The 22,734-nt window shown below is 65.4% G+C and carries 18 protein-coding genes; 13 read left to right on the plus strand and 5 right to left on the minus strand.

Translation table 11 applies throughout. The features are described from left to right. The first annotated feature begins 43 nt into the window (after positions 1-43). From V6584_RS03995 to V6584_RS04005, 3 genes are all read left to right on the plus strand, one after another. Positions 44-997 carry a dihydroorotate dehydrogenase gene (locus tag V6584_RS03995; protein WP_340469731.1) on the plus strand — a complete coding sequence of 318 codons (954 nt, stop codon included), beginning with the start codon at positions 44-46 and terminating at the stop codon, positions 995-997. Continuing rightward, entirely contained in the window at positions 991-1,731 is a 741-nt protein-coding gene (gene pyrE, locus V6584_RS04000; protein ID WP_340469163.1) for an orotate phosphoribosyltransferase, read from the plus strand. The genes V6584_RS03995 and pyrE overlap by 7 nt, the downstream gene beginning before the upstream one ends. 183 nt (positions 1,732-1,914) lie before the next feature. Further along, positions 1,915-2,862: a DsbA family protein gene (locus tag V6584_RS04005; protein ID WP_340469164.1), complete on the plus strand. Its 948-nt coding sequence runs from the start codon at positions 1,915-1,917 to the stop codon at positions 2,860-2,862. Here the strand turns inward: V6584_RS04005 and V6584_RS04010 are convergent. The 3 genes from V6584_RS04010 to V6584_RS04020 are packed head-to-tail and all read right to left on the minus strand — an operon-like array spanning position 2,855 to position 6,609. Continuing rightward, positions 2,855-3,796 (minus strand): LysR family transcriptional regulator, encoded by a 942-nt coding sequence (locus V6584_RS04010; RefSeq protein ID WP_340469165.1) that lies wholly within the window; start codon positions 3,794-3,796, stop codon positions 2,855-2,857. The genes V6584_RS04005 and V6584_RS04010 overlap by 8 nt on opposite strands. Positions 3,797-3,805: 9 nt before the next feature. After that, positions 3,806-4,603: a 2,3-bisphosphoglycerate-dependent phosphoglycerate mutase gene (locus tag V6584_RS04015; RefSeq protein WP_340469166.1), complete on the minus strand. Its 798-nt coding sequence runs from the start codon at positions 4,601-4,603 to the stop codon at positions 3,806-3,808. 44 nt (positions 4,604-4,647) lie between these two features. After that, the gene (locus V6584_RS04020) at positions 4,648-6,609 is read right to left on the minus strand and encodes a bifunctional ADP-dependent NAD(P)H-hydrate dehydratase/NAD(P)H-hydrate epimerase (RefSeq protein ID WP_340469167.1); all 1,962 of its coding nucleotides are present in this window, start codon (positions 6,607-6,609) and stop codon (positions 4,648-4,650) included. A 220-nt stretch (positions 6,610-6,829) separates the two neighbouring features. On the opposite strand from V6584_RS04020, the gene V6584_RS04025 reads away from it, so the two are divergent. Beyond that, the gene (locus V6584_RS04025; protein WP_340469168.1) at positions 6,830-7,519 is read left to right on the plus strand and encodes an MgtC/SapB family protein; all 690 of its coding nucleotides are present in this window, start codon (positions 6,830-6,832) and stop codon (positions 7,517-7,519) included. A 27-nt stretch (positions 7,520-7,546) separates the two neighbouring features. Here V6584_RS04025 and V6584_RS04030 read toward each other — a convergent pair whose 3' ends face one another. Beyond that, on the minus strand, positions 7,547-9,148 hold the full coding sequence (locus tag V6584_RS04030) for an ABC-F family ATP-binding cassette domain-containing protein (RefSeq protein WP_340469169.1): 1,602 nt from the start codon (positions 9,146-9,148) through the stop codon (positions 7,547-7,549). A gap of 168 nt (positions 9,149-9,316) precedes the next feature. Then, positions 9,317-10,486, minus strand: coding sequence for a TspO/MBR family protein (locus V6584_RS04035; protein ID WP_340469171.1), 1,170 nt, complete (start codon positions 10,484-10,486; stop codon positions 9,317-9,319). Positions 10,487-10,709: 223 nt separating this feature from the next. Here V6584_RS04035 and V6584_RS04040 point away from each other — a divergent pair, with 223 nt between their 5' ends. The 9 genes from V6584_RS04040 to secG all read left to right on the plus strand — a co-directional run bounded on the left by V6584_RS04040 (position 10,710) and on the right by secG (position 22,672). After that, positions 10,710-11,306, plus strand: coding sequence for a DNA-3-methyladenine glycosylase I (locus V6584_RS04040; RefSeq protein ID WP_340469172.1), 597 nt, complete (start codon positions 10,710-10,712; stop codon positions 11,304-11,306). Positions 11,307-11,590: 284 nt separating this feature from the next. Continuing rightward, a complete protein-coding gene (uvrA, locus tag V6584_RS04045) occupies positions 11,591-14,572 on the plus strand; it encodes an excinuclease ABC subunit UvrA (protein ID WP_404802629.1) in 2,982 nt (993 codons plus the stop codon). Continuing rightward, on the plus strand, positions 14,569-16,917 hold the full coding sequence (uvrC, locus tag V6584_RS04050) for an excinuclease ABC subunit UvrC (RefSeq protein ID WP_340469174.1): 2,349 nt from the start codon (positions 14,569-14,571) through the stop codon (positions 16,915-16,917). The genes uvrA and uvrC overlap by 4 nt, the downstream gene beginning before the upstream one ends. Positions 16,918-16,990: 73 nt before the next feature. Further along, positions 16,991-17,959, plus strand: coding sequence for a shikimate dehydrogenase family protein (locus tag V6584_RS04055; protein ID WP_340486212.1), 969 nt, complete (start codon positions 16,991-16,993; stop codon positions 17,957-17,959). Continuing rightward, entirely contained in the window at positions 17,949-18,911 is a 963-nt protein-coding gene (gene rapZ, locus V6584_RS04060) for an RNase adapter RapZ (RefSeq protein WP_340469176.1), read from the plus strand. The genes V6584_RS04055 and rapZ overlap by 11 nt, the downstream gene beginning before the upstream one ends. Positions 18,912-19,067: 156 nt before the next feature. Then, positions 19,068-20,030 carry a DNA-binding protein WhiA gene (whiA, locus tag V6584_RS04065; protein ID WP_340469177.1) on the plus strand — a complete coding sequence of 321 codons (963 nt, stop codon included), beginning with the start codon at positions 19,068-19,070 and terminating at the stop codon, positions 20,028-20,030. Positions 20,031-20,249: 219 nt separating this feature from the next. Continuing rightward, positions 20,250-21,446, plus strand: coding sequence for a phosphoglycerate kinase (locus tag V6584_RS04070; protein ID WP_340469178.1), 1,197 nt, complete (start codon positions 20,250-20,252; stop codon positions 21,444-21,446). A 111-nt stretch (positions 21,447-21,557) separates the two neighbouring features. Beyond that, a complete protein-coding gene (gene tpiA / locus V6584_RS04075; RefSeq protein WP_340469179.1) occupies positions 21,558-22,352 on the plus strand; it encodes a triose-phosphate isomerase in 795 nt (264 codons plus the stop codon). A gap of 71 nt (positions 22,353-22,423) precedes the next feature. Continuing rightward, positions 22,424-22,672 (plus strand): preprotein translocase subunit SecG, encoded by a 249-nt coding sequence (gene secG, locus V6584_RS04080; RefSeq protein WP_340469180.1) that lies wholly within the window; start codon positions 22,424-22,426, stop codon positions 22,670-22,672. The last annotated feature ends 62 nt before the right edge of the window (positions 22,673-22,734 follow it).

Genomic DNA, 22,734 nt, shown 5'->3' on the forward strand with positions numbered 1-22,734 from the left:
GTTGGAGGCGGAAATGGCGCAAGGCGCACAGACGGAAGGGACCATGGAGGAACAGTTGGCGGCCGGGGGGAACCGGACCGGGTCCGGACATGGATGGCGGCATGGGACGGTGGTCGCAGGGGTTGCCTGGAAGAATCCGGTGGGAACGGCCTCCGGGACCTTCAACCTGGATGCCTGCAAGGACTTCTACGACGTCTCCCAGATGGGGGCCATCAGCACAAAGGGGGTCTCGCCCATCCCCTGGGAGGGCAACCCCACCCCCCGCACTGCCGAGTGCCCGGCCGGGATGATCAACTCGGTCGGCCTGCAGAACCCGGGCGTGGACGCCTACCTAACGGACGAACTGCCACGGCTCAAGGCCCTCGGCGCCACCGTGGTCACCAACGTGGCCGGACACAGTGACGACGACTACGCCGAGGTGGTGGAGAAACTGGCAGATTCACCGGCAGACATGCTTGAAATCAACGTCTCCTGCCCCAACGTCTCCCACGGTGGCATGTCGGTGGGGAGCGACCCCCAGGCCCTGAACAGGCTGATCCTGCGGCTGAGGGGCCTGAGCGACAAGCCCATGGTGGTCAAGCTGACCCCCAACGTCACAGACATCGTGGCCGTTGCCAGGGCCGCCGTCGACGGTGGGGCGGATGCCCTCAGCCTGATCAACACCCTGGTCGGAATGAGGATCGACATCAAGACTGGCCGGCCCATCCTTGCGCAGAAGACAGGCGGGGTGTCGGGCCCCTGCGTCTTCCCGATCGCCCTGGGCTTCGTCTGGCGGGTCCGCCAGGCCCTCCCGCAGATACCCATCATCGGGATCGGGGGGATAGACAGCGGGGCCAAGGCCTTGGAGTTCCTCTACGCCGGAGCCAATGCCGTGGAGGTGGGTGCCGCCGCCCTGGTCGACCCCGTGGCACCCCTCCGGGTGGCCAGGGAGTTGGATGACCTGCTGGACGAGCGGCCCGGACTTGCCGGGAAACTGATGAAAGGACAGACATGGTGACAGGTGAAACCCGTGAGGACCGAGAGGGACAAGAGGACGGGCCGGAAGGCCTGCAGGGAAGGTTCACCCGCTTCCTCTTGGAGTGCGGCGCCTTGAATTTCGGAGACTTCACCCTCAAATCTGGCAGGCGCTCGCCCTACTTCATCAACGCGGGGTCCTTCAACGACGGCAGGCGGATAGCCCTCCTGGGCGAGTTCTACGCCCGCGCCATCCTGCAGGCCGTAGGGGAGGGCATCATCCCCCGGGACGTGGATACGGTCTTCGGACCCGCCTACAAGGGCATCCCCCTGGCCGTCTCGACAGCCATAGCCCTTGGCGGGGCCCACGGGATGAACGTCGGCTACACCTTCGACCGCAAGGAGGTCAAGGACCACGGCGATGCGGGCATGTTCGTGGGCACCCAGCTCAGGGACGGGATGAAGGTCCTCCTGGTCGATGACGTGATGACGGCGGGCACCGCCGTCCGCCAGGTCATTCCAAAACTCAAGGCGGAGGCCGACGTGACCGTCGTCGGTCTGGTCCTCTCCGTGGACCGCATGGAAAGGACCGGGGAGGGGGAGGGCTCCGCCGTCCAGTCCGTCATGAAGGAGTTCGGTTTCCCCGTGATCAGCATCGTCAACGTCAAGCAGATCTTCCAGGCGGCCCGCTCCATGAGGCGGGAGGACGGCACCCCCCTCCTTGACCCGGAGGTTGACAGGAGGGCCCGCGAATACCTGGCCCGGTACGGGGCCTGACCCCGCCCTGGGATGCCGAGGGAGGTCGCCGGACAGGTTTTCCCGGCAGCCGGGTAAGGTGGTCCCATTGCCGGATGTCGCCCTTCGGGAAGGATGTTCCGGAGGCATGAGGCAGGCAGATCATTCACTGCGCGCAGGCCGGGCGGCCCGAGCGGCGAGTCGGGGAGGGGCATCAGGATGACCATGGACAGGCAAGAGGCGGTGGACCGGCGGACGCAGGCCGGACAGGGCGGACCCCAGCCGGAGGACGGGAAGAAGATCGGGGGCGCCCGTCGCCGGCAGGCCCTGATCGGTGTCCTGGCCCTCCTGGTGGCCGTGGCCCTGGTCTGCCTGGCCGCCTTCCTCGTAAAGAAGCCGCAGGAACCCGGGGCGGACGTGCAGACGGTCAAGGCGGATGTCAGCAGGGTGACCGGTGACCAGGAGAAGTACCGCAAACTCAAGTCGGTCGGAAGGCAGCCCCCCTCTGCGGACGGGCAGGGAGGCATCACCCTGGTCTCCAAGAAGGCCGTCGACGCCGACATCCCCACTGTCGATGTCTATCTGGATTTCATGTGCCCCTTCTGCGGTGAGGTCAGCCGGGCCGTCGACCCCACCCTGACCAGGATGCTGAACGCCGGCCAGATCAGGGTCAGCCTCCACATACTGGACTTCCTCGACAGGCTCTCAACCGATGAGTACTCCAGCAGGGCCGCCAGCGCGGTGGCCACCCTGGCCGACAAGGATCCCTCCCATGTCATGCCCGTGGTCGAGTCCTTCTTCGGCCGGGACTTCCAGCCGCCGGAAGAGCACTACACACCTGTCCCAGCCAAGATGCTGGCCGACAGGATGGTCAAGGCCGGGGTCGATGAGACCCTGGCCGCACAGGCCGCCCGGGGGGAGTATGTGGAGTGGGCCAAGGCCGTGAACGACTACACCATCACCCGCAAGGACATAGAGGACACCAAGGGGGAGGTCAGCACCCCCACCTTCCTGGTAAACGGCCGCTTCTGGGACCTGTCCGCCGTCAAGGGAGGGGACGGGGCCGTCACGGACTCCCTCCTCAGGTCCTTGGGGATGGCCAAGGACAAGGTCGGCGATCCCTCCGTCCTCCCCTCCATCGGGTCCAAGGGGAAGGCCCTGCCCATCAGCTGACCGCCCCCTCCTCTTCGACCAGGGCGTACCCATGCCCAGCGATGACCTCGCGGAGCTTGCCGAGATAGAGCTGGGCCGCGCGTGACATCTTCGTCCTCCCGTTGACTATCCACCCCACCAACATGGACTCGTCCGAAACCAGGGGGACTGTGACGATCTTCTCACTGTTCAGGTCCTCGTTGTCGATTCCGGTGCAGACCGTGTATGCGTTCAGGCCGACGATGAAGTTGAGCATGGTGGCCCGGTCGGTCACGGTGATCTGCTTGGGCGGATACTCGGGCCAGACGGCCTCCTCCGCGTAGTAGAAGGAACCTTCCTCCCCCTGTTCGTACTGGAGGAAGGGGTAGGGTTCCAGGTCTTCCATGGTCACCCGCTCCCTGCCGGCCAGGGGGTTGTTCCTGGAAAGGAAGACGTGCAGGTCGGCCTTGAAGAGGGGGTGGAATTCCAGGTGTCTTCCCCTGAGGAGCTTGGATATGACCTTCCGGTTGAATCCCGACTGGTAGATGATGCCGATTTCCGATTGGAGCCTGGCCACCTGGTCGATGATGTCGCGGGTTCTGGTCTCCCGGATGGTGAACTCATACTCCTCGGCTTCGATCGAGTGGATCATCTCGACGAAGGCTTCGACGGCGAACATGTAGTGCTGGGTGGAGACCCGGCAGAGCTGGCGCCTGGGCTTGGTCTGCCTGTAGCGCTCCTCCAGGAGGTCGGTCTGGTCAAGTATCTGGCGGGCATAGGTGAGGAACTCGGCCCCGTCGGCCGTCAGGGAGATTCCCTGGGCGTGGCGGGTGAAGATCTCGATGCCCAGTTCCCCCTCCAACTCCTTGACCGAGGCGCTCAGGGCCGGCTGGGATACGTAGAGTTCATGGGAGGCCTCGTTCATGGAGCCGCACTCCACGATCTTGACGATATAACGCAGTTGCAGGAGGGTCATGGTTCAAATCTATACCCCGGCGGACCCCGGCCGGCCCAGGGAGGCCACCTCCTCCATGCCCTTCCGGGCGGCCTCAGGATCCAGATAACGCCCCGGGCCCGCTGTGGAGAAGCTCCCCGCCTGCCAGGTGCAGTCATAGACCAGGGGGATGCCGGTGGGGACGTTGATGGACCTGATGTCCTGGTCGCTGATGCCCTCCAGGCCCTTGACCAGGGATCGAACAACGGAGCCATGGGTGACGACCAGGACCGTCCTGCCTTCGGCCAGGGCGGGGATCAGACGTGAGCGCCAGTAAGGCTCGAGACGGGCCTGGACGTCCTTGAGGCACTCTGACCTCACTGCGGCCGGATCCGGCCCGCCCAGACCGTCATCCATCTCGGGTGCGTACCGGGGGTCGGCCCCCTGGAAGTAAGGGGAATCGGTGTCGATCTGAGGTGGGCGGACATCGAAAGACCGCCGGTAGGTGGAGAAGAGGTCCTGGCCGTACCGGGCCAGCATGGCGGGTCTGGTCTGCCCCTGGAAGGCCCCGTAATGACGTTCGTTGAGCCGCCAGGTCCTTTGGACGGGAATCCAGGACCTGTCGAGGACGTCCAGGACCAGGTCGGCCGTGACGATGGACCGCTTGAGGAGGGAGGTGAAGACCAGGTCGGGGGAAAGGCCTGCCCCGGCGATGAGCCCGCCTGCCTTCCGGGCCTGGTCGCGCCCCCGCTCAGTCAGCGGGACATCCACCCAGCCAGCGAACCTGTTGACCTCCTTCCTGGTCCAGGTGCTCTCCCCATGCCGCATGATGATCAATTCCGCATGCACGATCCGCTCCTTCTCGATCAGATCCGTCTACCCCCCACGCTACCTCACAGGTCCATGTCCAGTGGGTCCACCTCCCCGGGACCCTCCTCATCCTCAATCCCGTCGCTCTCGTCGCTCTCGGCGGGGAAGGGGCCGTCCTCCAGGTCGGAGAGGGGTCTGGGGGCCGCATAGGGACAGGGGGCGTCGAGAAGGGCGCCGATGGCGTCGGGCAGGCGGTCCGCCACCTGGGTGGCCAGAATGGGCCTTCCCCCTGCCTGCCACCAACCGTCCCCGTCCTCCTGGCCCACGCGCAGCGGGGACTCCAGGAGGGGGTCCTTCGACGGCCGGGTCAGGACGAGAGGTGGACACCAGCCGCCCGGAGCTCCGCCGGAGGCCATGACGCCAGCCAGCCCATGCAGGTAGGCCGCCCCCGCCGTCACCTCGACCGCGTCGGTCGGCTCATCGGCCAGTCGGTCCGCATTCTGGGCCAGGAGGGCGCCCACGGTCCCGGAGAGGACGTCGCCCGAACCGGCCGTCGACAGCCATGACGGCCCCGATCCGCTTGTGATGACCTGGCGCTGGCCGGTGCCGTCGTCTCCCACGACCAGGGTGATGGCCCCCTTCAGCAGGACCGTGGCACCGGTCAGTTCCCATGCCCTCGAGGCCCAGTGAAGAGGTTCCTCCGTGACCTCATCGGCCGTGACGCTCTCCCCCCGCGCGGTGAGCAGGGAGGCCAGCTCTCCGGCGTGAGGGGTCAGGACGACCTGGGGGCGGACCCTGTCGGGCAGGAGATCAAGGGCCCCGGCATCCACGACCAGGGGGATTCCGGATCCTTCAGTGCCCTCCTCATCCCCCTCACGGGAGAGGATCTCCCCTATGGTCCTGCGTTGGGCCTCCTCGGAACCGGATCCGGAGCCGGCCTCGCCCTTCCCCTGAACAGCCAGGGCCTGTGAGGTGGGGACCCCTGAACCGAGGACCCAGGATTCCACCCTGCCGGACCCGAGAACCGCTTCGGGCACGGAGGCCAGGACCAGGTCACCGGCCCGGTCCGGTCCCGTGTAACGGATCATCCCAACGTTGGCCTTGGCCGCCGCGGTGGAGGAGAGGAGGGCTGCCCCACGATAACGGTCAGACCCGGTGACCAGGCCCACCACCGTACGGCTGTACTTGGTGTCGTCTATGCGTGGGCGCCTGATGCAGGCTGCACAGGCGGTCGCCGTCATGCTCCGGGCCAGGGGGGCGACGGCCCGGGTGTCGAAGCCGAAGTCGACGAGTACCAGGGTCCCGCACGCGTAGGCGGCTGGGGGGAGGGTCAGGCAGGGTTTGAGTGCCCCCATGGTCACGGTGACGTCGGCAGGGATGTAAGGGCCGGGCAGGCTGCCGTCATCCACGCCCACACCGGAAGGGGTGTCCACTGCCAGGACCATGGGCAGGCGGCGGTCTTCGCCATCCTGCATGGCCGGGCTTTCCGGTACCCCACCCTCCTGGCCCAGGGCAGCCGCGATGGCCGAGGGAATGCCCTCCAGGGACCCCTTCAGTCCGATTCCCGTCATGGCATCGATCACCAGGTCGGCCCCCTGTGCCAGATCCACGGCCTGGGCGAAGCGCTCGCGCGCCTCCTGCACATCCGCCGGGGCCGGACTGGAGGGGATGTTGCTGGCCGTGTCGATGCTGATGATGACCCCGCCGGCATCCTGAAAGGCCTGGGCGCCCCCCTCATGCAGGCCACGGCCGGTGGCCACACAGGTCACGTCGTACCCCCTGGCGGCCAGGTCGGCGCAGGCATAGAGTCCATCGCCGCCGTTGTCACCGCCACCGGCCAGGAGGACCACGCCCGCCTGGGACTGGTCCATACCCTCCCGGGCCAACATGCTCCTGGCGATGGCCGAGACGGCATCCGCCGCCATCCGCATCAGGGGGACCCCCTCCTCCAGGAAGGGCCTCTCCAGTGACCTGACCACCTCCGAGGTGTAACAGCAACTGGTGATGGCGTCGAACGCCTCTTCTTCATCCCTGGACCGCTCCATGGGTTCACGTCCCTTCCTCGGGTAACCCGGACTCGACTCTCCACTCCACTCCACTCTATCCCCAAACGGTACCGGACTGCGGCTCCCGGGGCTGCAGGCAGGGCCGGTCCTGCCGGTCCGGGGCGGGGGAGGCGACGGCTTGTCAGAAGGACGTTATATCGTTCCACAATGTTCAGGGCAGGGAAGGTCCTTTTCCGCCCGCCGATGGAGGTGGTCTGCCATGCAGGGGTTCCAGATGCCCAGCCAGGTCCAGGTGATGTCCGTCGTGCTGACCGTGATCCTGTGCGGCCTGATCGGTTTTGAACGTGAGTATCTCAAGCACGATGCGGGCATCCGCACCCACATCCTCGTGGGTCTGGGCAGCTGCCTCTTCACCATGGTCTCCATATACGGCATCCAATCCGCAGTGGGCAACTTCAGCTGGGACGCATCCAGGATTGCGGCCGGCGTGGCTTCCGGCATCGGCTTCATCGGGGCCGGGGTCATCTTCTTCAACCACGATTCGGTCAGGGGGCTGACCACAGCCTCGGCCATCTGGGTGGCCTCCGCTGTGGGAGTGGCCTGCGGGGCGGGCCTGTTCACCCTTGCCATACTTGCCGTGGCGCTCTATTTCGTCTCGGTCCTCATCATCTCTCCCATCGTCAAGTGGGTCCTGCGCAACCGGCAGCACACGGTCCTCAGGATCCTCTACAAGGACGGGCACGGGTCCCTGCGGCAATCCCTCCTCCTGGCCGGGCGCCTGGGCTTCGAGGCCCGGGTCCTGAGCACCCGGGAGGTCAGCCGGGACGACTGGCACGGGGCCGACGTATCGGTGGCCCTCCTGGGCAAGGGCGAGGTGTCCGACCTGATGGAGGTCATCGGTCAGACGGATGGCGTCCAGGCCGTGGAGGTCCTGGACGGCGATGACTGAGAGGACCAGGGAAGGCCGGCCCCTCTCTCACTCTTCGGCCACCAGGTCCAGGTAGTCGTCGTTCCACAGGTCCTCGTCCCCGTCGGGCATGAGGAGGACCCGTTCGGGGTCGAGGGCCTTGACGGCACCCTCATCATGGGTGACCAGGACGATGGCGCCCTCGTACTTCGAGATCGCCTTGAGGATCTCCTCCCGGCTGGCCGGGTCCAGGTTGTTCGTGGGTTCGTCCAGGAGGAGGACGTTGGCTCGGCTGGTGACCAGGGTCGCCAGGGCCAGGCGGGTCTTTTCACCGCCCGAGAGCACGTTGGTCGGCTTCATGGCATCGTCCCCCGAGAAGAGGAAGGAGCCGAGGATGGTCCTGGCCTGGGTGTCGTCCAGGTCGGGGGCCACATGGCGAAGGTTCTCCAGGACGGTCAGGCTCTCGTCCAACGTGTCGTGCTCCTGGGCGAAGTAGCCGATCTTCGCCCCATGGCCCAGGATGACCCGGCCCGTGTCCGGCTTTTCCAACCCGTCCAGGAGGCGGAGGGTCGTGGTTTTCCCCGCCCCGTTGTAACCCAGGATGACCACCCTGGACCCCTTGTCGATGGCCAGGTTGATGCCGGCGAAGACGATGTTGGACCCGTATGCCTTGGACAGGTCCTCGGCCATGATGGGGGTGCGGCCGCAGGGGGCCGGGTCCGGGAAGCGCAGATCGGCCACCTTCTCGGCCCTCTCCGCCTCCTGGGTGCCCGCCAACAGCCTCTCGGCCCTGCGCATCATGTTCTGGGCGGCGACGGCCTTGGTGGCCTTGGCATGCAGGCGGATGCCCTGCTTCATCAGACGTTCGGCCTTCTTCTCGGCCACCTCCCGTTCCCGCCGCCGTCTCTCCTCGTCGACCACCCGCTGCCGGAGGTAGGCCTTCCACCCCATGGAGTACATGTCGATGGTGGCCGTCTGCGCGTCCAGATGCCACACCTTGTTCACGGTCTCGTCCAGGAGTTCGGTGGAGTGGGAGATGACGAGGAAACCGCCCTCGAACTTGCGCAGGTAGTCCTTGAGCCACTCGATGGAATCGGCATCAAGGTGGTTGGTGGGCTCGTCCAGGATCAACGTGTCTGCCTCGGAGTAGAGGATGCGGGCCAGCTCGATCCTGCGCCGCTGACCGCCGGAGAGGGTGCCCAGCTCCTGCCGGAGGGTGTCCTGGCTCAGTCCCAGGCTCTCGCCCATGATGATCGCCTCGCTCTGGGCGGCGTACCCACCGGCGTTTTCGAAATCCTGCTGGGCCTTGTCATAACGCTTCATGGCCTTCTCCATGACCTTGGGGTCAGGGTCGGTCATGTCATGCTCGGCCTTGCGCATGCGGGTGATGGTGGTGGCGATGTCACGGGCGCTCATCACCCTGTCCAGGGCGCTCTGGGTGGGATCGCCGGCGTGGGTGGACTGGGGGAGGTAACCCAGGCGGCCGGTCACCCGGACCGACCCGTCGGAAGGGAGCATGTCGCCGGTGATCACGCGGGTCAGGGTGGTCTTGCCAGCCCCGTTGCGGCCTACAAGGCCGATTCTGTCACCCTTTGCCACGTGGAAGTCCGTGGCCTTCAGCAGAAGGCGCGCCCCTATACGAATCTCCAGTCCACGTGCCTCGATAGCCATGCCGAGCCCGACCCCTCTTTCTTCCATGGAATCACGACCTCAGTCAGTCGTGCGACGGGCCGGCGGCGTCAGCCCAGGAACCCATGGTAGCAAGGGGGGAGGTACCGCGTGCGGCCGGCCTCCCCGTCGGCGGAAAAGCCCCGGCGGGGTCCAAAACGGGCAGGGCCCTCAGCGTCTGGTCAACGTGAACCTGTTCCAGGGGAAGAAGGTGATGGCCGTCCCGATGGCTGCCACCGCCACGACGATCACGCCCATGGGCGGGAATATGGCGAAGACCTGGATTCCGATCCCGATGGCGGACCAGGCCATGACCAGGCCGAAGACCCAGTCGCGCAGCTTCTGGAACATGAGGAAGGAGACCACGAAGAGGAGGCCGACCACGATGATGGTGGCGAACCCCTGGAGGACATCCGAAACGTTGGAACCCGTGCGGACCAGAAGATAGGCGGCGTTGACAAGGCTGGCCACGGACAGCCAGCTGGCGTAGAGGGAAAGGGGGACCCAATCGAGCAGCCTGGCGGCCGTGGGGGTCCCCGCCTTGGTGGCGTCACGCCGGACCAGGGAGTAAAGAAGCCAGACCATGCAGGTCAGGATGAGTATGACCACCAGGGCGGGCAGGGGCTTGTCCAGGTGCCAGAGGGCCAGCCAGGCCACGTTCAGGCAGCAGGTGGCCACGAAGACGATCCCGCTCAGGGTGAAGGGCAGGACCCACAGGCGCTTGCGGCTGGGGCCTCCCAGGCAGAACCTGACCAGCCAGACGGCCAGGGCTATGTATATGACCCCCCATATGGCGAAGGTATAGCCTGCGGGCATGAGCCAGACCCTGGCCTTGGCGGCCACGGCCTTGGTGGTGGTCCCGTTGAATCTGAAAGCCTCGGCGTAGGCGTTGAAGCCCACCATGACCAGCCAGGCCGCCCACAGGAGGATGTCCTCGGCCACCTTCCAGCCCCGGCCCCCGCCATCGTCTTCGTCATTCGTCCCCTGGCCCCTTTCGGACCCTTCGGGGGTGGCCCCATCTGAACGGTCGGACCCTGGCATCGCCCTTGGCGCGGCCGTGGCATCCGTCGAGCCGGACCCCCCCATATGTGAGGGGGAGGGGGCGGTCTCCGCCCCCTGTGATGAACCGGCGCCGCTGTCCGCCGACAGCTGGTCCTCCTCCTGCGCATTCTCTTCCCGGACCTGGGAGGACCTGACCTGCCCCCCACCGTCGGGGTCATCGGACCCATCGGACCATAGGGTCCTGGGATTGTCAGCCGTCCGCGCCCGGTCCTGGCCGGATGCCTGGTCGCGGCCACCTGCCCCCATTCCCAGGTCGTCCCTGTCTTCTTCCGTGCTCATGATGAAACCTGCCTCCCTCGTCGGACCGCTCCCAGGTCTGGACGCGGGCCGTCATGCAGACGGGTCCGGTCACGACCGGTGCTCACCTACCACTGTATGTGCGCCTCCCCTTGACTCGATGGATTGCACAGTGTCGGCAGGTCCCCGCATTGCCCACCCCGACAGGCATTCTCCGGCCCTTCCGGCGGTGCTAGGCTTGTCTGCAGACACTCGGAGGGGAGCCATGGATTCAGAGCCGGATTCGCAGGTCGGGCTTGTCAGGTGTGACTGGGCAGAAGGCACCGACCCCCTGATGAGGGCCTACCACGATGAGGAATGGGGAACGCCGAAGCACGGCTCCGTCCCCCTCTTCGAAATGCTCTGCCTGGAGATATTCCAATGCGGGCTCAGCTGGAGTCTCATCCTGCATAGACGACCGGCCTTCCGCGCCGCCTTCGCAGGTTTCGACATGACGGCGGTGGCCGCCTTCGGACCGCAAGAGGTCGACAGGCTGATGCACGATGAGGGGATCATCCGCAACAGGCGGAAGATCGAGGCCGTGATAGACAACGCCCGTCTCCTGGTCTCAGACATGCCAGGAGAGGGCTTCGACGAGTACTGCTGGTCCTTCACCGGGGGCCAGACCATCAACCACTGCTACAGGGACGATGCCGATACGCCCCCTTATGACCGGTTTTCGCAGATCGTCAGCCAGGACATGAAGGAGAGGGGGATGCGGTTCACGGGGCCGGTCACCGTCCACTCCTTCCTGCAGTCCTGCGGGGTCATCAACGACCACCAGGCCACCTGCTTCAGGAACGGATGTCGGCGGCGGATCTGACCGGGCGGCCGCCCGCCTTCCGGAAGGGGCCGGCCCCAGGCCCCCCTGCCGTCTGCCGTCTTTGGCCCCGTCGGAAACTCTGCAGGGGGTTCCGGCTCCTGATCAAGGCGGCAGGGAGACTGAAGGATGCCCGGGGCGGGTGACTACGCCACCATCGAACGTATGTTCGAATTATTCGTCCAGGGCGATAGTATGTTCTGGTCCAAGTCATTGCATGCTAGGGAAGCGGATGGGGAGAAGTGCAAGAGAAGACCACACATAAGAGGGACAGCTGGGAAGCCGATATCGAGGAGCCGCGACTGGTCCAGTCGGGGGGGTCCCTGGTGGCCGACCTGTCCGGGGTGCCCAACGACCGCAAGATCGTCGTCCAGGGCGCTCGCGCCCACAACCTGAAGAACATCAACCTGTCCATACCGCGCAACCGGATGGTGGTCTTCACCGGTCTGTCGGGTTCGGGAAAATCCTCCCTGGCCTTCGACACCCTCTTCGCCGAGGGGCAGCGCAGGTACGTGGAATCACTGTCGGCCTACGCCAGACAGTTCCTGGGCCAGATGGACAAGCCGGATGTGGACTTCATCGAAGGGTTGAGCCCGGCCGTATCCATCGACCAGAAGACCACCAACCGCAACCCCCGTTCCACGGTGGGCACCATCACCGAAGTCTATGACTACTTCCGCCTCCTCTTCGCCCGCACCGGCATCCCCCACTGCCCGATCTGCGGGGAGGAGGTCAGGGCGCAGACCCCCCAGCAGATCGTCGACACCCTCCTGGGCAGGCCCGAGGGGACCCGCTTCCAACTCCTGGCGCCGGTGGCCAAGGGACGCAAGGGGGAGTTCGTTGAGACCCTGGAACTCCTGAGGTCCGATGGTTACTCCCGGGCCATCATCGACAGCCAGATGCACCAGCTGTCGGAGGAGATCAAGCTGGCCAAGCAGAAGAAGCACACCATCGAGGTGGTCGTCGACCGCCTGGTCGTGCGTGAGGGCATCGGTCAGAGGCTCACCGACTCCGTGGAAACCGCCCTGCGACTGTCCGGAGGGACCGTGGTGGCGGATTTCGTCGACCTGGACGAGAAGGACAGGGGGCGCCGGCAGCCCTTCTCGGAAAAACGGGCCTGCCCCAACGGTCACGAGTTGGAGCTGGATGAGATCGAACCCCGCACCTTTTCCTTCAACGCCCCCTATGGGGCCTGCCCGGCCTGCACCGGACTGGGCTTCAGTCTGGAGATAGACCCCGAGCTGGTGGTCCCCGACCCCGACAAGAGCCTGAAGGAGGGAGCAATAGAGCCCTGGAGCGGGACCAAGACCCAACAGCGCTTCTACGGCCACATCCTGGACGGCCTGTCCAAGGAGATGGGCTTCTCGACCTCCACCCCCTGGAAGGACCTGCCCGAAGAGGTCAGGCATGCGGTCATGTACGGACACGACTTCAAGGTCGACGTCTCATACCGCAACCGGTGGGGCCGCCTGCGGGAGTACACCACCGGTTTCGAAGGCGTTGTCCGCACGTTGATGCGTCGCCACGACGAGACCGACTCGGAACCGATGAAGCAGTACTACGAGTCCTACATGCGTGAGGTCCCCTGCCAGGTCTGCCACGGCAGGAGGCTGAAGCCAGAGGTCCTGGCCGTCACCGTGGGCGGACTGTCCATCGCTCAGGTCTGCGACATGGCCATCTCCGACTGCCTGAAATGGGTGGAAGGCCTCCACATGGAAGGTGCCATGGCCAAGGTGGCCGGGGAGGTCCTCAAGGAGATCCGGGCCCGCCTGCGTTTCCTGGATGATGTGGGCCTGAACTACCTGACCCTGTCGCGAGCGGCCGCAACCCTGTCCGGGGGAGAGGCCCAACGCATCCGTCTGGCCACCCAGATCGGGTCGGGCCTGGTCGGTGTCATGTACGTTCTGGACGAGCCCTCCATCGGTCTTCACCAGAGGGACAACGAACGCCTGATCAAGACCCTGCAACGCCTGCGGGACCTGGGAAACACACTTATCGTGGTCGAGCATGACGAAGACACCATACGACAGGCCGACTGGGTTGTCGACATCGGACCGGGCGCCGGCGAGCACGGGGGGGAGGTCGTATACTCCGGCCGGTCCAAGGACCTCGTCAGGGCCCCCCGGTCGGTCACAGGGGACTACCTGGCCGGCAGGAGGAGGATCGAGGTCCCCGCCCGCCGCCGCAAGGTGGACAGGACCAGGCAGCTGACCGTGGTCGGCGCCAGGGAGAACAACCTGAAGAACCTGAATGTGTCCTTCCCCCTGGGTGTCATGACCCTGGTCACCGGGGTCTCCGGTTCGGGCAAGTCGACCCTGGTCAACTCCATCCTCTACCCGGTCCTGGCCGACAGGTTGAACAACGCCCGGATCGTCCCCGGCAAGCACACCCGGGTCGAGGGGCTGGACCAGGTGCGCAAGGTGATTCACGTGGACCAGAACCCCATCGGCCGCACCCCCCGTTCCAATCCGGCCACGTACACGGGCGTCTGGGACAAGATCCGACAACTCTTCGCCAAGACGCCGGAGGCCCAGGTGCGCGGCTACGGGCCCGGCCGCTTCTCCTTCAACGTGAAGGGCGGCCGTTGCGAGGCCTGCCATGGGGACGGGACCATCAAGATCGAGATGAACTTCCTGCCGGACGTCTATGTGCAATGCGAGACCTGCCACGGCAAGCGTTACAACAGGGAGACCCTGGAGGTCAAGTACAAGGGGAAGACGGTTTCCGACGTTCTGGACATGCCCATCGACGAGGCCGCCGACTTCTTCCGGGCCTACCCATCCATCTCCCGTTACCTGGACACCCTGGTCGACGTGGGGCTGGGTTACATCCGTCTGGGCCAACCGGCCCCCACCCTTTCGGGAGGGGAATCGCAGAGGGTGAAACTGGCCACCGAACTGCAGAGGCGGTCCGACGGAAGGACCGTCTACATACTGGACGAGCCCACCACCGGCCTGCACTTCGAGGATGTGAGCAAGCTTCTCAAAGTCCTCCACGGCCTGGTGGACAAGGGAAACACGGTCATCGTCATCGAGCACAACCTGGATGTGATAAAGACCGCCGACTGGATCATCGACCTTGGACCGGAGGGGGGAGACGGCGGCGGAACCGTCGTGGCCCAGGGAACCCCTGAACAGGTGGCCGCCGACCCCAAGAGCTGGACGGGCCGCTTCCTTGCCCCCATGCTCCGGCAGCCCGAACCTGAGGGCGGAAGGCGCAGGTCGGCCAAGTCGGCCGGCAGGACCGGAAGGAAACCCAAGAAGACATGACACGCAGCGACTTCGCCAGACACGCCCCCCAGGTGTGGAGGAAGACGGCCCGGGCCCTCGAGACCGAGGCCCAGGGGGGAGGGGGCGGTCAGACCGAGGCGGGCGTCAACCACAACGGTGCCCCTCTCCTTGGCGACAGCCGCGACGGTTTCCGTCCCAAGACCTCGGACATCCCCGCCCAGCCTGGCGTCTACAAGTGGCGCGACGGGCAGGGGCGGGTCATATACGTGGGCAAGGCCAAGAACCTGCGCAACAGGTTGAGCAACTACTTCCAGCCCCTGGCCAACCTCCATCCGCGCACCCAGACCATGGTCCTTACAGCCCGCAGCCTGGAGTGGACCGTCGTCGGCACCGAGTTGGAATCCCTCACCCTCGAATACACCTGGATCAAGGAGTTCGACCCCCGGTTCAATGTGGTCTTCAGGGATGACAAGACCTACCCGTATATGGCCGTGTCGGTGGGGGAGCGCTTCCCAAGGGTATGGATGACCCGGGTGCGCCGCCGGAAGGACACCCGTTACTTCGGCCCCTATGCCAAGGTTTGGGACATGCGTCACACCCTGGACGCCCTGCTGAAGACATACCCGGTCAGGACCTGTACCGCAGGGTTCTTCCACAAGGCACAGCTGTCGGGCAGGCCCTGCCTCCTGGCCTCCATCGGGAAGTGTTCGGCCCCCTGTGTGGGCAGGATATCCGAGAAGGAACACCGCAAGATGTGCGCCGAGTTGATCGGCGTGGTCACCGGCCGCCTGGGCAGGACATACAGGGCCAAACTGACCCGGCAGATGAAAGAGGCCAGCGACGATCTGGACTTCGAACGGGCTGCCCGCCTGCGAGACCAGGTCCAGATGCTGGATACGGTCATCGAACAGAACGCCGTCGCCTTCGCCTCCAACGTCGATGTGGACGTTTTCGGCATAGCCTCTGATGAGTTGGAGGCCTGCGTCCACGCCTTCTTCGTACGGGCCGGGGCCATCAGGGGGGAACGGAATTGGAGCGTCGAGCGGGTCGAAGACGTATCGGACGAGGACCTGATCGGGGACCTGATCGTCCAGGTCTACTCGGACCTCATGTCGGAAACGGACAGTGAGCTGAGCAAGACAAGCCCGGACGACGAGGTGGCCTTCGAGTCGGCCGAAGATGATGACTCCGGCGTCACGATCAGCCAGCGCAGGGACGCCCTTGGCTCCACCCAGCAGGTGACCGCCCTGGATTCCGAGGACAGGGCCAGGGCTACCAGGACCAGGCAGGCCAGGCAGGAGGTCACAGGACGGGCCGACCTCCTAGCCCCCATCTCCCCGGTCCCTCCGGAGGTCATCGTCCCGGTGATGCCGACCCGTGCAGGCGACCTGGAGGAGTGGCTGAAGGGCCTGAGGGGATCCTCCGTGACCATAAGGGTGGCATCTCGCGGGGAGAAGAAGAGTCTGATGGACAGGGCCCAGGCCAATGCCGGCCAGGCCCTCCAGCGCAGCAAGATGAGCAGGATGAGCGACATGGGCACCCGTACGCAGGCCATGAACGATGTCGCCAAGGCCCTGGGTCTGGACCGAGCCCCCCTCCGCATCGAATGCTACGACATATCCAACACGGTCGGGGGCCAGTTCCAGGTCGCCTCCATGGTGGTCTTCGAGGACGCCATCCCCAAGAAATCCGAGTACCGCCGCTTCTCCATACGTGGGGAGGACGGAAACGGTGCAGTAGACGACACCAGCGCCATCTACGAGACCCTGACCCGCCGCTTCCGCCATGGCAACATTGCCGGAGACAGCGGGGAGAGCATGGAGGCCGAGACCCGCACGGCGACGGCCCAACACTCGGATCGCAGGGACGACCTGTCCGGGGATGAGGCCGTTATCCAGCAGGATGCCTCCCCCCGTCACTTCGCCTACAAGCCCAACCTGATCGTGGTCGACGGGGGCAAGCCCCAGGTGACGGCGGCCGCCCGGGCCCTGGCCGACTGCGGCATCGACGACGTGGCTCTGTGCGGCCTGGCAAAACGCCTGGAGGAGGTCTGGGTGCCGGATGACGACTACCCCATCATCCTCAAACGGCAGTCGGAGGGGATGTACCTCCTGCAACGGGTCAGGGACGAGTCCCACCGCTTCGCCATCACCTACCACCGCCAGACCAGACGGAAGGGTGCTTTGAGGTCGGCCCTGGACGAGATACCGGGAATCGGACCCGCCTATCAGAAGAAGCTGCTCAACCACTTCGGTTCTGTCCGCAAGATGCGCCAGGCCACCAAGGAGGAGCTTGAGGAAGTCGACGGGATCGGCACTTCCAAGGCGGAGGCCATCTACGCCCACCTGCACGAGGGGGAGGAGGGCGGGGACCGGTCCTCCTGACCTCCACACCACCCTGTCGGAAGCCCCCTTGCGCTAGGATGGTCTTGCTTGTATTCACCTTGAGGAGGCATGAATGGGCATGACTGTCCGGCACTGTGCTGTTCTCGGCAGCCCTGTAAATCATTCCCTGTCCCCGGTCATCCATAGGGCCGCCTATGAGGCCATGGGCCTGGACGGTTGGGATTACACCCGCAAGGAGGTCAGCGGCCGCGGCCTGGCCCCCTTCGTCAGGGGTTTGGACCATTCCTGGGCGGGTCTCAGTCTGACCATGCCCTTGAAGAAGGAAGTCATGCATCTCGGCCGGGCGGGAGACATCTGGTCCCGCCGTCTGGGGGTGGCCAACACCGCCGTCTTCAACTGGCAGGCCGGGACGGGCAGGCCCGCGGTCTGCCTGTACAACACGGATGTGGAGGGCATCGTATGCGCCCTGTGCGAGGCCGGAGGCGACCTGGTCCACCCGGATGGGGCCTCCTCGCTTATCGGCCGTGTCGGGCGCTCCGAGCAGGTCACCCCCTCCTCCGACCTCTCCGGAGCCGTCATAGGGACAGGGAGCACGGCTGAATCGGCCGTCTGCGCCCTGGCCCTTCTGGGGGTGGGAAGGTTGACCGTGGTCGCGAGGCATGTGGACCATGCCGCAAGGATCAAGGACATGGCCGGTCGGGCCGGTTTCGCCCTGGTCCAGGTGATGGACATCAAGGCCGGTGATGCCGTGGCCAGGATGCTTGCGGGAGTGGACATGACCATTTCCACCCTTCCCCCGGGAGCCGCCGACGGCCTGGCCGGACATCTCTGCGGGAACGCCTCCACGGGGGGATTGGGCAGGTCGCACGATCCGGCCCTCCTCGACGTGGCTTACGGCCCCCACCCCTCGGAGCTGGTCAAGGCCTGGCGAAGGGTCACCGGCGGAAGGGCGGTGGGAGGGGAGCGCATGCTCCTCTACCAGGCCATCCGACAGGTATCGCTGATGACCGGCCGCCCGCTGGGGGACATACCCGTGCAGGCCATGGACCAAGCAGTGAAGGAGGCCCTGGATGAGGCCTGATCGTGAGTGCCCGCAGACTGTTCCGGGCCGGTCCGGGCCGGGCGGCCGCCGTGTGCAGGAGGAAGGGGTGGACCCCCCTCCCTTCGAGGGTTTCGAGGTCCTCCTGATCACCGGCATGTCCGGTGCGGGAAGGACCAGGGCCGCCGACAGCATGGAGGACATGGGCTGGTATGTGGTCGACAACATGCCCCCCAAGCTCCTCGTCCCCCTGGTCGACATGATGACGTCATCGGGGGGGACCCTTCGACGGCTGGCGGCCGTGGTCGATGTCCGATCACGCTCCTACTTCGACGACCTTTCGGCCGTCATGGGCCATCTGGATGACCTGGGTGTCAAGTGCCGCATACTCTTCCTGGACGCCTCCGACCAGGTCCTCGTAACCCGTTACGAGTCTGCCAGAAGGCCGCACCCCCTCCAGGGGAGGGGGCGGCTGATCGACGGCATCAGGGAGGAGCGCCGGCTTCTGGAGCATCTGAAGAACCATGCCGATGTCGTCATCGACACATCCCACCTGAGCATCCACCAGCTTTCCACCCGCCTCTATGAGTCCATACTGGGAAGCGGGCCGGCCACGGTCGGCATCCACATCTTCAGCTTCGGATTCAAGTACGGGACCCCGATCGATGCCGACTTCGTGGCGGATGTCCGCTTCCTGCCCAACCCCTACTGGGTGCCCGCCCTGCGTGACCTGAACGGCCACGACAAGGCCGTCCGGGACTACGTGATGAAGAGCAAGGGGGCCGAGGACTTCCTCGAGGCCTACACCAAGGCCATCCTGACGGCCGTGGAAGGGTACGCCAGGGAGGACAAGCACTATGTGACCATCGCCATCGGCTGCACCGGAGGCCAGCACAGGTCGGTGGCCATGAGTGAGGAACTGGGATCCCGCCTGAGATCCCGGGGCCTTGCCGTCACCGTCTCTGCCAGGGAACTGGCTCGTTCGCAGGATTAGTCCATGGCGGCCCCCCTGCCCGCTCCACCAGCCTGCGGTCCAAGCCGGAGGAGGAAATTGTCCAACTGATTCGGTATCACAGTAATCCGGTGGTCCGTCCGGGAGGCTGTCCCGGACGGACGATATTTGTTCACGATGATCGTAGGAGGACGGCTCTTGGCCCTACTTGATGACGTCAAAAGCGAGCTGGCCGCTATAGACAACGAGGCCCCCGCAGCGAAGAAGGCCCAGGCTGCGGCCATGATCCGCTTCGGCGGCGGTCTTCACATCATTCAACGTCACATCGTGGTCGAGGCCCAGTTCGATTCGCGACCGGCGGCCCAATGGCTGCAGTCGACCATAGAGAACATCTACGGCCATGACTCGGATCTGATGGAGGTGAAAAGGCAGACCCCGGCCGGGTATGTGACCAGGTACTCGGTCCGGGTGCTCAGGGCGGGCGGTGCCCTTGCCCTGCAGACCGGCCTCTTGGACAGGCGCAAGCACCCGGTCAGGGGCCTGCCGGCGGATATCGTCGGTGGGAACATCGCACAGGTCAAGGCGGCCTGGCGCGGGGCCTTCCTGGCCCACGGCGAATTGTCCGACCCGGGCAAGGCCAGCTATCTGGAGATCGTCTGCCCCGGTTCCGAAGCGGCCCTGGCCCTGGTGGGGGCCGCGCGCAGACTGGGCATCACGGCCAAGGCCCGCCAGGTGCGCAGCTCCGAGAGGGTCACCCTGCGTGACCCCGATGTCATAGAGCGCATGCTCAACCTTATCGGCGCCCCGAAGTCGGCCCGGGAATGGACCGGCAAGCGCAGCGACGGGGAATCCCGCGGGAAGGCCAACCGCCTGGCCAACTTCGACGACGCCAACATGAGGCGCAGCGCCAAGGCCGCAGTCGAGGCCAGTGCAAAGGTCACCAAGGCCTTCGCCATCCTGGGGGACGACATCCCAGAGAATCTGAGGGCGGCCGGCCAGCTCCGCCTGGACCACAGGGATGCGAGCCTGGAAGAGCTGGGACGCCTGGCCGATCCACCGGTCACCAAGGATGCCATTGCAGGTCGTATCCGCCGCCTCCTCCAGCTGGCGGCCAAAGTCGAAAAGCAGCGGGAGGAATTGGCGGATCAGGCCGCCGCCTGATCGGTTCACACCAGGTTGGGCTCTCGCCTTCCTCCGGCAGGCAGGGACCGGCCGAGTGGGCGGTTGTCCGTCCGGTGGCGGGGGAGAGGCCTCCCCCTTCCGGACGGACAACCGCCCACAGTCGTATTGCCTTAGTATCATGGGATTGGCATGGGGGAGGCCTGGCCCGGCTCCTGTCGGGCGGACCGGAACCCAATCTGTGGCAATGAAAGGAAATCTATGAAGACTCTGAAGGATCTGGGCGATCTCAAGGGCAAGCGCGTACTGGTGCGTGCGGACTTCAACGTCCCGCTGGATGGCACGACCATAACGGATGACGGCCGGATCAAGGCGGCCCTGCCCACCATCAACACCCTGCGTCAGGAGGGTGCCAAGGTCATTCTGATGGCGCACCTGGGCCGGCCCAAGGGCAAGGTGGTTCCCGAGCTCAGCCTGGCTCCCGTGGCCATCCGTCTGGGCCAGCTCCTCGGCGTCGATGTCCCCCTGGCGGCGGATACCTATGGCCCGGATGCGCAGACCAAGGTGGAGGCCATGAAGGACGGGGATGTGATCCTCCTCCAGAACGTCCGCTTCAACCCCGAAGAGACGAGCAAGGACGAGGCCGAGCGCGACGAGTACGCCAAGAAGATCGCCGCCCTGGGCGAAGTCTTCGTCTCCGATGGTTTCGGCGTGGTCCACCGTGCGCAGGGGTCCAACTACTCCGTGGCCAAGTTCCTGCCCTCAGCGGCCGGTCTCCTGGTCGAGAAGGAGGTCAAGGCCCTGTCCAAGGCAACCGAGAACCCCGAGCGTCCCTTCACCGTCGTCCTGGGTGGTTCCAAGGTCTCGGACAAGCTGGGCGTGATCGAGAACCTGCTGAGCAAGGCCGACCGTCTTGTCATCGGCGGCGGCATGGTCTTCACCTTCCTCAAGGCCGAGGGCTACGAGGTCGGCTCCTCCCTGCTCGAGGAGGATCAGGTCGATACGGTCAAGGGTTACATCCAGACGGCCAAGGAGAAGGGCGTGGAGCTTGTCCTGCCCACCGACATCGTCGTGGCGGACGAGTTCAAGGCAGATTCCCCTCACCGGGTCGTGCCGGCCGATTCCATCCCCGCCGACAAGATGGGTCTCGACATCGGCCCCGACTCCCAGAAGCTCTTCCATGACAAGATCGTCGACTCCAAGACGGTCGTCTGGAACGGCCCCATGGGCGTCTTTGAATTCCCGGCCTTCGCCGACGGCACCCGTGCCGTCGCCCAGGGTCTGGTCGATGCCACCAAGGCCGGTGCCTTCACCATCGTCGGCGGCGGCGACTCGGCTTCCGCCGTGCGCAACCTTGGCTTCCCCGAGGACGGCTTCTCGCACATCTCCACAGGTGGCGGCGCCTCGCTCGAGTTCCTCGAGGGCAAGGCCCTGCCCGGTCTCGAAGTCCTGAAGTAGTCTGTCGACGCCCCACCGGGGCATCGACGGCCGGGCCGGCGGACGGCATGGATGCACATGCCGCCTGCCGGCCCGGTGAATCTTGGCTGTGAAGACGCGGGAAGGCAAGGCATGGCGCGCATACCCCTGGTTGCTGGCAACTGGAAGATGAATTTCGACCATCTCGAGGCCACCTATTTCGTCCAGAAACTGGCCTGGCTCCTCAGGGACGCCAAGTTCGACTACAAGCGCTGCCAGATTGCGCTCATGCCGGCCTTCACCGCCCTTCGCAGCGTGCAGGTCCTGGTGGAGGCGGACAACCTCCGCATCGGCTACGGGGCCCAGTCGGTCTCGGTGACCTCCCAGGGGGCCTTCACCGGCGATGTATCGGCGGATATGCTGGCCCAGCTCGGATGCCGCTATGTCATCGTCGGGCACTCGGAACGCCGCAAATACCATCCCGAGGACGATGCCAACATCGTCGACCAGGTGCGGGCCGTCCTGACAGCGGGGATGCAGCCCATCCTCTGCGTGGGGGAGAGCTTCGAAGAACGCCGTCAGGGCATAGAGCTGGAGTTCGCCGTCAGCCAGGTCAACGATGTGACCAGGGATCTCTCCAAGGAGGACATGGATCATCTCATCGTCGCATATGAGCCCGTCTGGGCCATCGGGACCGGTATGGTGGCGACCCCCCACACCGCCCAGGATGCCGCCCAGGCCATCCGGGCCCATGTCAGGGAGGGATTCGGGCAGGCCGCATCCGATAGGGTCAGAATCCTCTATGGCGGGTCGGTGACTTCGAAGAACGCCGCTCAGATGATCGCCCAGCCCGATGTCGACGGGTTCCTTGTCGGAGGCGCCTCCCTGGATGCCGAGGAGTTTTCCCGCATCGCCCGTCTCACCGCCAAGTACGCTTTTGCCGGCTGAATTCGGCCGTGCCCTCACCCCTGTTCAAAGGGTGTTGTATACTTGCAGACAGTCCACAAACGGAGGTAGCTGTGACCATCGTCAAGATCGTGCTTGAAGTGATCGTCGTCATTGCCAGCATCCTGCTTACCATGCTGATTCTGATGCATCGTGGCAAGGGCGGGGGCCTGTCCGACATGTTCGGAGGGGGCCTCGGCTCCAGCGCCGGCACGTCCGGGGTTGCCGAGAAGAACCTGAACAGGTTCACCATCATCGTGGCCCTGATTTGGGTGGCCCTCATCATCGCCCTCGATTTGATGACAAAGTACAAGATAGGCTGAGCGCAAGCGGTCCTTTGCCGGGGCCGTGACCAGGGATGTGTATTGAATACATCCCTGGTCAC

The organism is Bifidobacterium favimelis, assembly GCF_037963085.1.
In the GTDB taxonomy this organism is placed as follows: domain Bacteria; phylum Actinomycetota; class Actinomycetes; order Actinomycetales; family Bifidobacteriaceae; genus Bombiscardovia; species Bombiscardovia favimelis.

Excerpts from the sequence above, each read along its gene's own strand:
- V6584_RS03995 (WP_340469731.1), top strand. The coding sequence starts at position 44 with ATGGAGGAACAGTTGGCGGCCGGGGGGAACCGGACCGGGTCCGGACAT.
- pyrE (WP_340469163.1), top strand. The coding sequence starts at position 991 with ATGGTGACAGGTGAAACCCGTGAGGACCGAGAGGGACAAGAGGACGGG.
- V6584_RS04005 (WP_340469164.1), top strand. The coding sequence starts at position 1,915 with ATGGACAGGCAAGAGGCGGTGGACCGGCGGACGCAGGCCGGACAGGGC.
- V6584_RS04010 (WP_340469165.1), bottom strand. The coding sequence starts at position 3,796 with ATGACCCTCCTGCAACTGCGTTATATCGTCAAGATCGTGGAGTGCGGC.
- V6584_RS04020 (WP_340469167.1), bottom strand. The coding sequence starts at position 6,609 with ATGGAGCGGTCCAGGGATGAAGAAGAGGCGTTCGACGCCATCACCAGT.
- V6584_RS04025 (WP_340469168.1), top strand. The coding sequence starts at position 6,830 with ATGCAGGGGTTCCAGATGCCCAGCCAGGTCCAGGTGATGTCCGTCGTG.
- V6584_RS04030 (WP_340469169.1), bottom strand. The coding sequence starts at position 9,148 with ATGGCTATCGAGGCACGTGGACTGGAGATTCGTATAGGGGCGCGCCTT.
- V6584_RS04035 (WP_340469171.1), bottom strand. The coding sequence starts at position 10,486 with ATGAGCACGGAAGAAGACAGGGACGACCTGGGAATGGGGGCAGGTGGC.
- V6584_RS04040 (WP_340469172.1), top strand. The coding sequence starts at position 10,710 with ATGGATTCAGAGCCGGATTCGCAGGTCGGGCTTGTCAGGTGTGACTGG.
- uvrC (WP_340469174.1), top strand. The coding sequence starts at position 14,569 with ATGACACGCAGCGACTTCGCCAGACACGCCCCCCAGGTGTGGAGGAAG.
- V6584_RS04055 (WP_340486212.1), top strand. The coding sequence starts at position 16,991 with ATGGGCATGACTGTCCGGCACTGTGCTGTTCTCGGCAGCCCTGTAAAT.
- rapZ (WP_340469176.1), top strand. The coding sequence starts at position 17,949 with ATGAGGCCTGATCGTGAGTGCCCGCAGACTGTTCCGGGCCGGTCCGGG.
- V6584_RS04070 (WP_340469178.1), top strand. The coding sequence starts at position 20,250 with ATGAAGACTCTGAAGGATCTGGGCGATCTCAAGGGCAAGCGCGTACTG.
- tpiA (WP_340469179.1), top strand. The coding sequence starts at position 21,558 with ATGGCGCGCATACCCCTGGTTGCTGGCAACTGGAAGATGAATTTCGAC.